Origin of the sequence: Silvibacterium sp., from assembly GCF_047605705.1 — a bacterium.
GTDB lineage: Bacteria > Acidobacteriota > Terriglobia > Terriglobales > Acidobacteriaceae > Silvibacterium.
Genome location: NZ_JASGFD010000039.1, coordinates 34,857 through 50,488, shown reverse-complemented (window position 1 = coordinate 50,488; position 15,632 = coordinate 34,857). Strand labels below are relative to the sequence as shown.

The following is a 15,632-nucleotide window of genomic DNA, read 5'->3' as shown; positions in this document are numbered from 1 at the left end:
GTCCGGCTCTGGCGGATCGCTAACCCAGTCGATCGCGGGCCCTACGTGATTTGGCACCGTGTCGAGTACAAATTTCATCCGACGCTTGTGCAGCGCGGCCGCGAGTGCGCGGTAGTCTTCGAGCGTGCCGTAGTGCTCGTCAACGGCGTACATGTCGGTTGCACCGTAGCCGTGATAACTATCGGGCTCGTGATTCTGGTAGACGGGCGTAATCCACACCGTGGTGATGCCGAGCGCCTGCAGGTAATCGAGGTGATCGATGATGCCGCGCAGATCGCCGCCGTGCCATCCGCGCGGCCTGGTGCGTTCCGCTTCGGCCTCCGCGCTCTCCTCGGCAGATTTTGCCTGTGGGCCATCGTTGTTGTGGTCCCCATCCGCAAAACGGTCCGTCATGATGAGGTACATTACGTCGCGCGAGGAGAAGCCTGCGAAGCCATCGTTCGCTGCGCGCCGCTTCTCGAAGACGAAGGGCCGTGTCGTCTTGCCCTTCGCTGTCTCAGCGGTGATCGTCACCTGTTCGGGTTCTTGCGGATCAGAGGCGAGCCACAGCTCTGCCCAGTGCCCGTTCTCTGAAATTTTGGTCTTTGCAATCGCGAGCGTCTTCGAGGAGAGAGAAAAATGCGCTCCCTCCAGGTTCTCGCCTTTTACCAGCAGCATCGGGGCAGGAAGATTGGCCCACCAGTTCGGCGGATCGACCTTGCTTATCGTTGGCGCATTGGTTTGGGGCGCGCTGCTTTGGGCAAATGCCGTAGCGCATCCAAGCAGCGCCGAAAGAACAGCCATGTTTCCGTATTTCACCAGTCTCCCTGAGTCCTTCCGTGTGTGGAGCATGAGGTTAAGACAACGCGGCGCCGCCCGGGAAGAGTCTCGAGCGGCGCCGGAAGGTAGGTCAGGTTAGAACTGCAGACGGAAGGCCAGCTGCAGCTGACGCTCCGAGTGCGAGCGCGTGCCGTTGATCTGGCCGAAGGAGCCGGAGTCGGAGCCTGTCACCGCGGGCTGGCAGACTTCAGCAGCCGAGCCGGTGCAGCTGTCGAGGCTTCCGTTCGGATTGGTGAACGCAGGGGTGTTGGTCAGGTTATAGGCCTCGGCGCGGAACTCGCCCATCACGCTCTTCACGATCGGGAAGTTCTTGAAGAGCGACATGTCGAGGTCACGATAGGAGGGGCCAAACATCTGGTTGCGGCCCAGCGAACCGGGAGCGATGAAGGTGCTTTCCTGGCCGTTGGGGTCGATGACTGCAGGATGCTCGAACGAAGTGGTGTCGAACCACTCGTGCAGGCTCTTGGTGTAGTGGATCGGCTTGACCAGGTTGGCGCGGTTGCTCAGGCTGGCGCTGGGGAGCGATGTCGTACCGTCGGCCGCCTGATAGAAGTAATTGCTGGTGGAAACATCGAAGGGCGAGCCCGTCAGCAGCGAAGCGATGGCGTTGATCTGCCAGCCGCCCACAATCTTGTCGACTACCGGGTTGATGTTTGCGCCGAACTTGCGGCCGCGACCGAAGGGAATCTCGGCCAGGGTGCTGAAGGTGAAGACCTGGCGCTGATCCTGATCGGAGTTGCCGTAGTTGGCCTTGAAGTTCGGACCGGTTGGCTCGATGAAGATACGAGTGCCCGATCCGGCGGTGCCAGTGCTGAAGGCGCCGTTGGAGTCATCCAGCGTATGCGACCAGGTATAGGCCGCCGTGTACTGGATGCCGTGCGACATTGCGCTGTTCAGGAAGACCTGGAGGCCGTTGTAGTTGGAGCGGCCATTCGCGATCCCGCGCTCGATGGAGCTGAACGCCGGATAGAGATAGCTGCCCGAAGGCTCGTCGAGAACCTGGCTGTTGAGGTTGAACCAGGAGCGCAGGTGCTGTGCATTCGTGCCCACGTACGCGATGGTCAGCGAAGTGTTGTGGGTGATCTGCTGCTGAAGCTGGAGGTTGTACTCCTGGATCATGGAAGTGGGCAGGTGCGTGTCGACCGAAATCAGCGCAGCGTTTACGGGGTCGAGGCGGTTGACCGTCTGGCCGAAGACCGGCAGCGGGAGGGTCGTGTTCACAGCCTGATTGTTATTCGAGCCGGTCGGAGCCTGTCCGGCGAAGTTGTTGCGGTAGTTGCCCTGTGAAGGCAGATCGGAATAGCTCGCCGCGCCCATGAAGTCGGGATTGTCGAAGAGCTGATTCGAATAGCCGCCGCGGTCGAGGAAGTAGAAGATGCCGTAGCCGCCGCGCAATGCCGTCCGGCCGTTGCCGAAGACGTCATAGGCAAAGCCGAAGCGAGGAGCGAAGTCGGTCTTGTCGGTATGGACGATGCTGCGCGAGAGGCCGTCGGTGCCGGCCTGTTGCAGGGTCAGCGTGTCCAGATTGAAGTTGGAGTAGTAGTTGTTGCTCTCGTACGGGAAGGTGTAGAGGTCGTAGCGGAAGCCGAGGTTCAGCGTGAGCCGGCGCGTGGCCTTCCAGTCATCCTGCACGAAGTAGCCGGTCTCCCAGTTTTTCGTGGTGAAGTAATTGGAGGCGACGCCGATGCTGTAGTCGTCGACGAAGCCGGCGAGCATGTCGGTCATCGAGAAGCCGGTGAAGTGGGCGCCGCTGTAGTCGAAGTAGCCCTTCGAATCCGTAGCGCAGCAGGCCTGTACGGCGCGCTTTTCGACGCTGGCGCCGAACTTGACGGTGTGAGGGCCGTGGGTCCAGGAGACTTCGTCCACGAACTGGTTGCTCCACTGCGGGATGGTGTAGAGGCCGCCGTCACCGGTGTAGGTGAGGTAGCCGCCGTTGATGGCCGCGCCGCCGCCGAGGTTGGCGTTGCGATTCGCGTTCTGGATGCCAAGGTTGGCCGACACATCTTCGTTGAAGAGCGGCGGAACGTAGCCATAGACATCGTGAATGTAGCCGTAACGGAATTCGTTCACGAGGTTTGCGGTGAAGACATGCGTCCAGCCGAAGGCCTCGCCGCGGGGATGCACGGGGTTGGTGCCTGAGCCGTAGCCGGCCGGCAGGTTGGGCAGCGCGCTGGACTTGATCTGCGTGTCCTGACCGTAGCTGTAGCGGCCGAAGAAGCTGTCATGCGAGCTCGCGTGATAGTCCAGGCGGGCGTCGAAGTCGTCATATTTCTGCACTTCCGTCGGGAAGGCAACGTAGTTATTCTGCAGCGTATTGTTGCCCTGCGCCGCGCCATTGTTGGGCAGCGGGAAGGCGTTCAGGTAGTTGTAGCCGGCCTGCGTCATGCGGGTCGTCGGGATGGCGTTGTTCGCAAAGGCGGCGCAGGTGACCGGATCGTAGATGGTGCCCTTGGGGCCGGCAGTCGTGTTGCAGCCGGTCACGGTCGAGTAGGGAACCGTCGTGGTGATGGTGCTGCCGCTCGAGAGCAGCTCCGAGAAGTCGCCGGTACGCATCAGTGCTGTCGGGACGGTCTCGAAGGTCTCGCCCTCGGGAGCCTTCGAGCGCGATCCCTGGTAGTCCACGAAGCCGAAGAGCTTGTCCTTCCAGATGGGGAATCCGAAGGTTCCGCCGTACTGCGCGCGGTGGAACGAGGGAGCGGCAGTGGTGGGGCTGAAGTAGTTGGGGCTGGCGTCGAAGATCTGGTCGCGGTCGAAGAGGAAGGCCGAGCCATGATACTCATTTGAGCCCGACTTGATGGAGCTCTGCACGATAGCGCCACCCGCGCGGCCGAACTCGGCCGGGGCCATCGAGGTATTCACGCGGAACTCCTGCGTCGCCTCGACCGGCGGGAAGAAGATGATGGTGTTGACGAGAGCGTCGTTGTTGTCCAGGCCGTCGAGTTCGAAGTTGTTGGCCTGGGTGCGGGTGCCGTTGACCGAGAGTGCAGCCGATCCGGTATCGCTGTTGCGCCAGGTTTCGGCGTTGCCGTTCGCGCCGGCTGCATCGGAGCCGTAGGCGCCGCGGGTCACACCGGGGACGAGCACTGCCAGCTGGGTGAAGTTGCGGCCGTTCAGGGGCAGTTCGGTGATCTGCCGTCCCTGAATCACGGCGCCGGTCGAAGAGGTGGTGGTGTCGACCAGCGAGGCTGCGTCGGTCACCGTAACGGTGGTGGTGACGGCTCCTGGGTTCAGCTTGAAGTTGAGCGCCTCTACCTGCGAGACCTGCAGCTCAAAGCTCTGCACCTGGGAGTCGAAACCCTGCATCTGGACCTGGGCCTGGTAGTGGCCGCGAACCAGAGCATTGAAGGTGAAATTGCCGGCGCCGTCCGAGGCGACCTTGGTGGTGATACCGGTGTCGACGTCAGTGAGCGTGATGGTGGCGCCTGGAATTGCGGCACCCGTGTTGTCGAGTACCGAGCCCTGAATGCGTGCCGTATCCGTCTGCGCTTCGAGCCGTCCGCACAGCAGCGTCGACAGTATCAGTCCGAAGAAGAGGGCAGTCGTCCGGCGATAGCCGCGCCGCCCTGTCGTGAGTGGATGAAACATAATGTTTCGCTTGCCTCCAAAATGCTGGCGTCGAGACGAGTCTTTTCGCCAAACGTCGCTCAATACACTCCCGCCGCGATACTCCCCGCAATGCACGGTCAATCTTTTGTTTGTCTCCGGCTTATCACGGACTAAGATGCTTATTTTCTTATAGATGTGAATCGTCATCAACGATTCAACTTGAGCTTTTCCATGCTCTCGCTCCCTCGACCCTCCACCCCAAAGGAAGGGTCGCAACATGCTGGACATCACGCTGCAGGGCCAGAGGTGCGCCCGGTACGTTAAAATCTGGATGCTCGCATGCTCGTAGTCCGGACATCCCGTGTCAGCTTTGGTCTCTTTGAGGCCGATCTCAAGACTGGCGAGATTTGGAAGGCCGGACGGCGCATCAAGCTCCAGAGCCAGCCATTCAAAGTTCTCGCCATGCTCCTGGAGCGTCCTGGCGAGGTGATCTCCAAGGAAGAGCTGCAGGAACGAATCTGGGGACAGGATACGAATGTCGAGTTCGAGCACTCGCTCGCGACAGCCGTGAACCGCATTCGCGATGCCCTCGGAGATTCCGCCTCCAATCCCCGGTTTATTGAGACACTCGCTCGCCGTGGGTACCGCTTCATCGCACCGGTCAGCTGGCTCGATGTTGCGCCAGCCCCTGCGCCCCATGCGGATCTGCTGATCCCGGCGGAGACTCAGGCTGTTTCGGAGTTGCCGGTGCCGGTGCAGGAAGTGTTGGCGCCTCCGCCGGCCATTCCAGCTGTTGTCGAGCCGCTGGCAGCGGTGCCTGCCCGGTCTTTTGCGCCCCGCACCTTATATATAGGTCTGGCGCTTGGCGCTGCGGTCGCCATCGGTGTCGCGTTAGGACTGCTGTGGGGAGCGCGGCGTGCGCCTGCGCCTCTGCCTCGCATCATCCAGCTTACGGAGTCCGGGACCATCGTGCCGACCGGCTCCACCATTGAGCTTCCGACCGCCTCGGTCACAGATGGCGTGCAGATCTATACATCCGTCGTCAGCAATGGCGAGGGCGTGCTTGCGCGCATTCCTGTCGGTGGCGGCGATGCGCAGCCCCTTCGTGCTCCGCAGGAAGTACGCACCGCATTTCTGGGAGACATTTCGCCGGATCGTACCGAACTCCTGGTGAAAGGGCATCTCTCGACGGAGTCGGAAGAGCCTCTCTGGATCGTTCCTGTCAGCGGCGGCTCGGCATTCCGCGTGTCCAATGTGCTCGCCCATGACGCGACCTGGATGCCAGACGGAAAGAGCATTCTCTACGCCACGGGCAACCAGCTGATGACGGTTCGCCTGCAGGACGGCGCGGTTTCGCCGTTTACCACGCTCCCCATCGGCCGCGCATTCTGGATGCGCTGGTCGCCGGACGGCAGCCTTTTGCGCTTTACCGTGGTCGACCCGATCGTGCATTCGACCTCGCTCTGGCAAATTGCCGCTGGAAGCCACGAGCCTCGCAGGCTTCTCAGTACATGGAAGCCGGGTGCGAATCCGTGCTGTGGGACCTGGACTGCGGATGGCAAGTATTTTGTCTTTCAGGCGACATCGGAAGCAGGTTCGGATCTCTGGCGTCTCGATGGCGCATCGCTCGATCGCCCAGTGCGTATTACCAGTGGCCCCTTGGCTTTCGGCGGTCCGGTTGCCGACCGTTCGGGTGGCCGTATTTACTTCCTCGGCTCGGACTCGCGATCCCAGCTTTTTGCCTTTGATGCCCATCGAGGTTCGCTGCTGCCTACGCCGGAGTTTCTGTCAGGAGCCGTGCGTCTTTCCTATTCGCGGGATCGCCAGTGGGTCGCGTGGACGGATTCGCGCGGGCGGCTGTGGCGTGCGCGTGTCGATGGCTCGGAGCAGATTCAGCTCACGCCGAATTCCTTCCAGGTCTTCCTCGCTGCATGGTCTCCGGACGGCCAGCATCTGGCAGTGATGGCAGCCGAGCCGGGCCGTCCCTGGAATATCTACATGCTCAGCTCGGATGGCGGTAGCCTGGTGTCGCTACTGCACGAGAACCGCAATGCAGCCGACCCCTCGTGGTCCGCCGATGGCAAATCGCTCGTCTTTGGACGCGTCGATGACCTGATGGGCCGGGAAAACGCTCCGCGCAATCTGCAGATTGTCGATCTGGCCACGAACAGCGTGACGACGATCCCGCACTCCAGCGATCTCTTCAGCCCACGCTGGTCGCCCGACGGGCGCTACATCTGCGCGATCACCGTCGATCAGCAGAAGTTGATGCTCTACGACACGGTCACTCACACGTGGACGACGCTGGCGAACTCCTCGGTGGCCGATCCGGCATGGTCTGCCGATAGCCGCTCCATTTATATTCACGCCTTCATGGCGGCTGGACAGCCGGTCTTTCGCGTCAGCGTTCCTGATGGCCACATGGAGAAGGTCGCCAACCTCGTCGGTTTGCAGGCAGCTCATCCTGCGGACTACTACTTCTGCGGCCTCACTCCCGACGAAACACCTCTTGTGCGCGTGCGCTTCTCGGCCGGCGATCTCTACTCTCTCGACCTCGAAGCCCACTGAATTCGCTCGGCCGGGTTGCCAAGGCACCTTCTATCTGGCTCATTTCAGGCGATATAGCGCGTGATAATCTTTTGACCGAGTCAGGAGCGACGGTGCATTGCGGCTAAGCTCGCCAGGGCATTCTTCTGCTTTCCATGCTGCGCCCTCGAACCCTGCTTTCCTGCCTGCTTTTCACTGCGTCACTGGCCTGCGCCCAGGCTGCTCCGCAATCGCATGCTCTCCCGAACGGCATCGAGTTTACTGCCGATGGCACCATGCTGCGCATCGTTGCGCTGCGTGACGACATCCTTCGCGTCCGCGAGTCGCACAATGCGCCGCTGCCGGAAGATGCGTCGTGGGCGGTGCTCCCGCAGTCGCGCACTGCGCAGGTTTCCGTGACGGCGTCTCCGGATGGATTTTCTACCCGCAGTCTGAAGGTCTCCGTCAGCCCGGATCTGCGCATCACCGTCAGCGACCTCGAAGGCCATGTTCTGCAGAGGGACATCGAGCCCGCGCACTGGGAGGGCACCCGCTTCCGCATCTCGAAGGAGAAAGCGGCCGACGATCATTTCTTCGGCCTTGGCGACAAGCCGGGTCCGCTTGACCGCGCAGGTCAGAGCTACGTCATGTGGAACACGGACAACTTCGGCTGGCAGGAATCATCCGACCCCCTCTACAAGAGCATCCCATTCTTCCTGGAGTTCCGGTCCGGCCGCGCGCTCGGCGTGCTGTTCGATAACACGTGGCGCACTTTCTTCGATTTTGGCCACGAGCTGCCCGACACATACTCTTTTGGCGCGCCGAACGGCCCTATCGACTACTACCTGATGTACGGTCCTGAGCCGAAGCAGGTGGTCGAAGATTATGCGTGGCTCACCGGGCCGACCCCGCTGCCGCCGCTCTGGGCGCTCGGCTTTCAGCAATCGCGCTACAGCTACGAGACTGAAGATCGCCTGATGCAGGTCGCGAATCGTCTCCGGCAGGATCATATTCCCGCGGACGCTCTCTACCTCGATATTGATTATCAGGTGAAGAATCGCCCCTTCACGGTGAACCCCGGGACCTTCCCAGATTTTTCAGGGATGGTGAAGAAGCTCGCCGAGGATCATTTTCATCTCGTCGTCATTACCGATCTGCATATCGCCGACCTGCCGAACCAGAACTATGCTCCGTATGACAGCGGCACGGCGGGCGACCACTTCGTGAAGAATCCTGATGGTTCAACCTACGTCGGGCCTGTGTGGCCGGGGCCTTCGGTCTTTCCTGACTTCACGCGCCAGCAGAGCCGCCAGTGGTGGGGCACACTCTACAAGCAGTTTGCGGCCGATGGCGTAGCCGGCTTCTGGAATGACATGAATGAACCCGCAGTCTTCCGCTATCCGACGAAAACCATGCCCGACGATGTGCAGCACCGCATCGATGAGCCGGGCTTCGCGCTCCGCGCTGCGCCACATCTCGAGATTCATAACGTGTATGGCATGGAGAACTCGCGCGCCACCTACGATGGCTTGCTTGCGCTTCGTCCTGACGAGCGTCCCTTTGTGCTCACACGCGCGAGTTATGCCGGCGGCCAGCGCTATGCAGCCACCTGGACAGGCGACAACTCCTCGACGTGGAATCATCTTCGCGAAACGGTTCCGCAGTTGCTGAATCTTGGCCTGAGCGGCTTTGCTTTCTCTGGCGCGGACGTGGGTGGCTTCGCAGGCTCGCCGTCACCTGAGCTTCTAACGAAGTGGCTGGAACTGGCTGCATTTCAACCGATCGATCGCGATCATGCGGCGAAGGGCACGCGCGACCATGAGCCGTGGGTAGATGGCGCCGAGCAGGAAGCTATCCGTCGTCACTTTATCGAGACACGTTATCGACTCATGCCGTATCTCTATTCGGTGGCTGAAGAGACATCGCGCACCGGTCTGCCGATCGACCGTCCGCTCTTTCTCGAATTCCCGCATGCCACGAATGACGGCCACCCCTTCGACCTCGATGCATCGGGGGAGTTCCTGCTCGGCGCCGATCTGCTCATTGTGCCGAATCCTTCCCCGGAGGAGGTTGCGCCGTACGAAGTTCATCTGCCTGCGGGCACATGGTACGACTTCTGGACGGGTGAGCGCATCGATCGCCGAAGCCAGGCATCGGGGCAGGATCTTGAGAAGCGCGACGATGTTCTCGCGCAGAAGCCGCTGACAGTAAAGCCGCAGCTCGACACGCTGCATGCCTACGTGCGCGGTGGAAGCATCGTGCCGATGGCTCCACTGAGCGAGAGCACGGATGTTACTCCGCAGGGGCCACTGACGCTGCGCGTGTATCCGGATTTTGTAAGCGGGAGAGCGTGCGAGGGCGAGGTCTACGCGGATGATGGCCACACTTTCGCGTATCGGCGTGGCGTCTATCTTCGCGAGCGCTTCGAGTGCACGGTTAATCCTGATGGTTCGCTCACGCTCCATGAGACCGCGCATGAAGGCAGCTACGAGCCCTGGTGGAAATCCTTTCGCGTGGAAGTATATGGCTGGCAGTCGCATCAGAAGACAGCCGAAACGGCATCCGGTCATGCGCGTCTTGAGGAGAAAGACGGCGGGGTTGCAGTCGAGGTCCCGGATACGGGCAATGGCCTCACGGTCACGCTTCGCTAAACAGCAGCGCGGAGCGTCCTTGTGGAAGCTCCGCGTTGTTTTGTTTGTGAGTGGTTATCGCGCACGGCAGCGCGACTGCAACTCGCCTTCCGTTTCGCGCGTCAGTGTCATGCCGAGGACAAGGACATCGCGGTTCGAGGGAAGCGTGATGCTCTTTACTGCTTTGCGGATATCGAGCGGAAATGCGTAGTGGTAAAGGTTGAAGAGCGCACTGCCTGTGGTGCCGGCAGCCAGGTCGCGATAAGACATGCTCTGCGCGATGTACTCGCGTGCAAAGCCCTTCGGCACATCCCAGTCGCTGAAGCTCTGGCTGAAGTGTTGCGTTGTGCCGTCCGTGTAGGTGATCGACACGGGCTGCGCCGTCTGCGATCCATCGACTCCTGTGCCCAGCACTTCGAGCGTAGTGTAGTGGCCCGTGGGAAGTGAGATGGTCTGCCCTGTACCGTAGATGGCATTTGCCACATTCGGCGCGCCGAGGTCATAACTGATCCCGTGCACGATGATGCTGGACGCCCCCGCATTATCCCCCAGCAGGTTTGCGGAATAGGCCGTTCCACCGCCATCGAGACCGCCGGTCGTCGAGAAGGTAGATCCATCGGTGTAAATGCCGGCCACGTTGTATTGCGAGGCGAGACTCACGGGATCGCCAAAGGTCTGCCGTGTGAGTGTTGCGGCGAGTACGACAAGATTGCGGTTGGTCGGCAAGGTAATGCTTGCGACCCGCTTCCCGGTATCCAGCGGAAATGTGTAGTTATAGAGCTTGATCGGCGCTGTGTTCTCCGAGCCGTCCCCGTAGTTGCGGTAAGGCATGGTGACAGCTTCCGCTTCGCTGGCATTGTTCGAAGAGGTGTACCAGTCGCTGAAGCTCTGGGTGAACTTCGATGTCGAGCCATCGGTGTATGTAACCACGATGATCTGAGCAGACTGCTCCCCGTTTACGCCTGTGGCCAGCAATTGCAGCGCCGTGTACTGCCCGGACGGCAGCGGGATAGTCTGTCCGTTGCCGTAGACAACATCGGGTGCCTTCGCTGGACCGAAGCGAAAGAGGGTGCCATCGAGCACGCGAGCCTGGCCTAACTGGTCAGAAGCATACGAGTAGCCGATACCATCCAGTCCGGCAGACGTGGAGTAAACACTGCCGCTGGGATAGAGTCCTGTTGCGTTATATGCGGAGCCGAGATCAACCTGCACGCCCGTGCCACAGTCATCCAGCGCTGCATTGACGGTGAGAGGAAATACTGGAGTTGTAGCGGTCAGTGTGCCGGAGGTTCCGCTGATCTGCAGGCTTGCGGAGGCGGTTGTTGCGGTGTTCGAGGTAGCGATGAGGCGTACCGCGCTCGCGTTGCGAGTTGTCGGGGGCCAGATGGCGGAGAGCAAATCCTGCGGTATGCCTGTGGGAGAAGCGAGCGTGACCGCGCCGTTGAAGCCGTTATGCGGCGTAACTGTCACCTTTGCGGTTACAGACTCGCCTTGATTCACAGTCGCCGAGGCAGGCGTTATGGCCAGCGAGAAATAGGGCAGTCCGATTCTCACATATACCGTCTGCGAGACCGTGCCGCTTGTGCCCGTGACCGCCACGACGTAGGTGCCCGCAGCCGTGGTGCTGGTGGTCGCTACTGTGAGCGTCGTCGATCCAGGGCCGATGATGGCGTTCTCTCCCAACGTTGCAGAGACACCTGCGGGCGCGCCCACAACGGTCGCAGCCAATGAGACTGCGCCAGTAAAGCCGCTCGCAGGGCTGACGTTGATGGTCGTGGAGCCGCTACTGCCAGCGGCCATATCGAGCTCAGAGGATGCAACAGAGAGTGTGAACTCAGAACCGGCTGCCGGAGGCGGAATATCCAGCATGCCTACGAGCGTGTCGCTGCAATCCCAGCTGTAGAGCCCGGTATCGGCGGTCGCCGCCAGCCAGTCGTTCCAGGAAAGTCCTGCGGAGTTGCGCTGTGCCCATGCGAGCCCGACGTTTGTTTGTGCCCATGGCAAAATGCTGCTGCTCGTGAATCCGCCATGGTTGTACACGTAGCCGATCCAGCGAAGCGTGATGCCGTTGAATCCGCCGCCGTCCGTTCCGCCCTGTCCGTAGTTCGGCATGATGTTGTATCCGCCAACGGCGCCGGATGACAGGTTGTTGATCAGGTAGAGCGCGGCATTGTTGGCATCGGCAAGTTTGTTTTCGAAGTAATCGGCTCCGATGGAAACGCCATAGTTGTAGGAGTACTGCCCCGTGCTGACCCCGGTGCTGCCAACCCCGTCGTACACCTCACCGGTGCTCGCATTGTAGAGATTGGTGTAAGCCCAGCTATAGACGGTATCGGCTTCCTGCAGATAGGTGCTGTTCTTCGTGATCTGATAGAGCAGGTTGCCTGCGATGACAAAGGTCCAGTTCGAAGCAGAGGCCTTATAGCCTGACGAAGTATTGGCCGCAGCAACATTCCACCAGATGCCGCCGCCATAAGTCGTGTCATATCCACGAGACCATACGGTGGCGAAGTTATTCTCGGCGTCCGTAAGCCAGGTGCTGTTGCCGGTGGCGGAGTATGCGCGAGTAAAGGCGATGGTCGCCCACATCAGGTCATCATCGTAAGTATCGCCGGACCAGTCGGCGCTGAACTGCGTGACAAAGCCATTGCAGAGCTGATTGATGATGGTCTGGTTTGCCGCAGTGGGGTTCTGGTTGTACGCATCGATCGCGAGCTCGATCTCTTCCGCGCCGACCCAGAAGCCCGATGTCGTTGTCGATCCCTGCATGGAGCGGTAGTCGTAGTTATCGCCACTGGGGTTGAAGTAGAAGGCGTTGTTGTAATCGCTGAAAGCGGTCTGCGCATCGGTCGAGGTCCACTGCACCAGCGCCGGCCTGACCAGGACAAGCAGCAGCAGCGAAAGTGCGACTCTGGATGCAAGAGAGAGCTTACGGCTCGTTGAGAACATGCGTGGGAGTTTCACGGGGGGACTCCTTCGCGAGCTGTGGTGAAAGATCGCTTACTCGTGTATCGTTCCAATCAGGCTGTGGAATCGTTTCCATGGCCGGCAAGCATAATGCCCGCTCCATTGCCGGAACGTCAAGCTTTATTCACAGCTTGTCTCTTGCAGCGGAGACGAGAGCCGGAGTCGGATCAAGCGCGGGAAAAGTGTTGGACATGCGGGTGACTCTGCCCGTAAGGTTCCATGCGGACAGGTAGCAGAAGTACATCGAGTCTCCAAGCTTCATACCTCGAGGTTCTACACAGATGATGGATCGAAGGAAGTTCATCCAGGCAGCGGCAAGTGCGACTTTGCTGACAGGCGCATCGGGCCGGCTTTCGAATCTCTTCGCACAGCAGCCCTCTCGCTCACCGAATGACAACATCCAGCTCGCACTGATCGGCGCAGGGATACAGGGGCAGGCGGATACACATTTTGCCGTGCAGGTGCCGGGCGTCAAACTGGTAGCCGTGGCGGATTGTTACGATGGCCGCCTCACGCATGTGAAAGAGCTGTGGGGACAGGACCTGTTCACGACCCGCGATTATCGGGAGATTCTGAACCGCAAGGATGTGGATGCGGTCCTGATTGCCACACCGGATCATTGGCACAAGCAGGCGGCGGTCGACAGCCTGAAGGCGGGCAAGGATGTTTACCTCGAAAAGCCGATGATTCACCTTTACTCGGACGGTCCGGAGATTATCGAGACGGCGAAATCGACGCATCGTATCCTCCAGGTCGGCAGCCAGCGCGTGAGCTCCATCGTGTATGCAAAGGCGAAGGAGTTGCTGGCATCCGGCGCTATCGGAAAGCTGAACATGGTAACTGCGCGCTGGGATCGCAACTCGTCGACCGGGGCGTGGAACTATTCGATTCCTCTCGATGCTTCGCCGGAGACGTGTGACTGGCCACGCTTTCTCGGATCGGCGCCGAAGATTCCATTCAACGCAGAACGCTTCTTCCAGTGGCGCAAGTGGAAGGACTATGGATCCGGTGTTGCGGGTGATCTTTTCGTCCATCTTTTCAGCGGCACACATTTCATCACCGGGTCGCATGGACCGACGCGCGCGATGGCGACCGGCGGCCTGCGCTATTGGAAAGATGGGCGAGATGCCGACGATGTGATGCTCGCGTTGTTCGACTATCCAGAAGGCTTCAACCTGAGCCTGCATGTGAACTTTGTCGATGGTGGTGAAGAGAGCGAAGGGTTCCTATTTACCGGTTCCGAGGGCCTGATGGAAATCGATGGCAGAACGAACTCGGTGACGGTGACACGAACTCCTCCTGAAAAGGAGCCGGGCTATACGGTATCCACCTTTGCGGATGCGATGCAGAAGGCCTATGTCGAGCAGTATCACCAGAAGTATCCTGCACAGCATCCGGATGGGCCTCCCCCGCAGACTGTCCAGACCTTTACCGCCCCTGCCGGCTATTCGGATAGCTACGACCATTTTCATAACTTCTTCGCATCGGTACGCAGCCGCCAGCCGGTGGTGGAAGATGCGACGTTTGGTTTTCGCGCAGCGGGCGCGGCACTGTTAAGCAATGTGAGCATCGAGCGTGACAGCGTCGTGCATTGGAATCCCGAAACCATGAAGCTTGTCTAAATCTGTCTGCCGAGACTGAGTCAGGAGTGGAGTATGTCGATTGCGTCAAGAAGCGCGCTTACGCTGTTTGCGACTGTTCTGTGTTTCTCTGCGGTAGCCCGTGCGCAGGACCCCGCGCATGCGACGGAGAAGCGCATGCAGCACCCTGGAAATGCACCGGACGGCAAGCCGCGCATCGCGTTTCTTACGCATCGACTCGGCAACGATCACGCCGAGGGCATTTCGGTGATCGACATGAACGGCGATGGCTATGCGGATCTGCTCAGCGGCGCGTACTGGTACGAGAATCCTGGTGCACAGGGCGGCGAATGGAAGCGGCATCAGTTCCGCACGGTAGGGATCCACGGCGAATTCGTCTCTGACTGCGGCGAATGGGTCGTGGATGTCGATCATGACGGGCTGCCCGATCTTGTAACCGCAGGATGGATCTCGAATGGCGTCTGGTGGTTCCGCAATCCCGGGCCCAAAGCGACTGCGGCCGGCGAGCAGTGGAAGGGCGAACGGATCGCGGACAGTTTCGATACCGAGGGCGGGGCCTTCGCCGATATCAATGGAGACGGCAAGCCCGACCTTGCACTCGCGCACTATAACCGCGCCGGCGTGATCTGGATTGACTTCGCGAAGGGAAAGCCTGTTGTTCATCACCTCGGCGGACGTGAGCAGGACGGGCATGGCATCGGCATCGCGGATATCGACGGAGACGGCAAGGCAGACATCCTCACCACGCACGGATGGTTCCAGCAGATCGATGCCAATGCGGATAAGTGGCAATGGCATCCGGACTGGACGCTCGGTGATGCCGGGTTTCCGATTCTTGCTTACGATGTGAATCACGACGGCAAGATGGACCTGATCTACGGCCAGGGCCATGGATATGGACTTTACTGGCTGGAGCAAGCGGGGACGCCTGGGCACCCGCATTGGATTCGCCACACCATCGACGAGTCATTCTCACAATCGCACGCACTCGCGCTCATCGACTTTGACGGAGAGGGTGCGCCGGAACTCGTGACTGGCAAGCGTTATCGCGGGCATAACGGAGGCGACCCAGGTTCTTATGATCCGACAGTGGTCTATGCCTATCGGCTGCCGGACGAGACTGCTCTCGCTGCTGCGAAGTCTCATGCGCAGCCGGCATCTTCGGAGGGAACGATGAGTATCTCCGATGCGGGCGCAGACCCATTGTTCGAGCGCATCGCGCTGTCTGTGAACGGGACGGCTACCATCGGCACGCAGATCGTCGCAGGCGATTTCGATCATGATGGCGATTTGGATTTTGCGACTGCGGGCAAGCTGGGAGTGCATGTCTTCGAGAATCTGAAGGTGGATAACGTAAAGCCGGATGTGCGCGAAGAAGCGCAGCCTATCAATCGCAACTGGCCATTCCCGGGTGAGGGCCAGGAGGTGCCTCAGGAAGATGGTCCAGCTGTTCCGCAGTAGGTGGCTGCGTTGTCCATGGGGATGTGTTTGTCGTGCGAAAGAATAGGGGACGATTGAGCGGGTTTGAAGTGCGCGATCTTCG

General features: G+C 60.2%; 7 protein-coding genes. 4 read left to right on the top strand and 3 right to left on the bottom strand.

What is annotated here, in order from left to right; genetic code table 11:
* Positions 1 to 783 (bottom strand): alpha-amylase family glycosyl hydrolase (locus QM649_RS14280; protein WP_415199724.1); only part of this gene is annotated, 783 nt, incomplete at its 3' end.
* 111 nt (positions 784 to 894) lie between these two features.
* Positions 895 to 4,404 carry a carboxypeptidase regulatory-like domain-containing protein gene (locus tag QM649_RS14275; RefSeq protein WP_415199723.1) on the bottom strand — a complete coding sequence of 1,170 codons (3,510 nt, stop codon included), beginning with the start codon at positions 4,402 to 4,404 and terminating at the stop codon, positions 895 to 897.
* A gap of 300 nt (positions 4,405 to 4,704) precedes the next feature.
* Here QM649_RS14275 and QM649_RS14270 point away from each other — a divergent pair, with 300 nt between their 5' ends.
* Together QM649_RS14270 and QM649_RS14265 are read left to right on the top strand one after the other, a co-directional pair.
* Complete coding sequence (locus QM649_RS14270) at positions 4,705 to 6,933, top strand: winged helix-turn-helix domain-containing protein (RefSeq protein WP_415199722.1); 2,229 nt, start codon at positions 4,705 to 4,707, stop codon at positions 6,931 to 6,933.
* 134 nt (positions 6,934 to 7,067) lie between these two features.
* Positions 7,068 to 9,542, top strand: coding sequence for a TIM-barrel domain-containing protein (locus QM649_RS14265; RefSeq protein ID WP_415199721.1), 2,475 nt, complete (start codon positions 7,068 to 7,070; stop codon positions 9,540 to 9,542).
* A 54-nt stretch (positions 9,543 to 9,596) separates the two neighbouring features.
* Here QM649_RS14265 and QM649_RS14260 read toward each other — a convergent pair whose 3' ends face one another.
* Positions 9,597 to 12,485 (bottom strand): glycoside hydrolase family 76 protein, encoded by a 2,889-nt coding sequence (locus QM649_RS14260; protein WP_415199720.1) that lies wholly within the window; start codon positions 12,483 to 12,485, stop codon positions 9,597 to 9,599.
* Between the two features lie 284 nt (positions 12,486 to 12,769).
* Between QM649_RS14260 and QM649_RS14255 the strand changes: the two genes are divergently transcribed.
* Complete coding sequence (locus QM649_RS14255; RefSeq protein ID WP_415199719.1) at positions 12,770 to 14,110, top strand: Gfo/Idh/MocA family oxidoreductase; 1,341 nt, start codon at positions 12,770 to 12,772, stop codon at positions 14,108 to 14,110.
* Positions 14,111 to 14,245: 135 nt separating this feature from the next.
* Positions 14,246 to 15,550, top strand: a complete 1,305-nt coding sequence (locus tag QM649_RS14250; RefSeq protein WP_415199718.1) for an FG-GAP repeat domain-containing protein — start codon at positions 14,246 to 14,248, stop codon at positions 15,548 to 15,550.
* Positions 15,551 to 15,632: the final 82 nt, after the last annotated feature.